At 49.4% G+C, this 231-nt stretch carries 1 protein-coding gene; it reads right to left on the bottom strand.

Annotated features, from left to right (window positions below; all coding sequences use genetic code 11):
* Nucleotides 1–231 (bottom strand): di-heme oxidoredictase family protein (locus AAEY98_RS22725; protein WP_351019911.1); only part of this gene is annotated, 231 nt, incomplete at both ends.

Raw genomic sequence — 231 nt, 5'->3', positions numbered from 1 at the left:
AACCAAAACGACCGAGCGCATGCTTGCCCGTTTGCGGGTCCATCACCCAATTAAACTTACCACTGATGCCATCGCTATTTTTATTATTAGGCGTTTGGCTGGCTTGTTTTTTAATGTCTGCGTCTGGAATTTGCTCAAGTAGGCCCAGACCAATCATTGGCAAGGCGATGCGCGGCGAGACCATCATCTCATCATCGAATGCGCCATAGCCGGGTTTGGTCAACTCAAAGG

This window comes from Shewanella sp. AC91-MNA-CIBAN-0169 (assembly GCF_040310165.1).
Classification (GTDB): domain Bacteria; phylum Pseudomonadota; class Gammaproteobacteria; order Enterobacterales; family Shewanellaceae; genus Shewanella.
The sequence above is the reverse complement of the archived record's forward strand: the minus strand, read 5'-3'. Positions and strand labels throughout refer to the sequence as shown.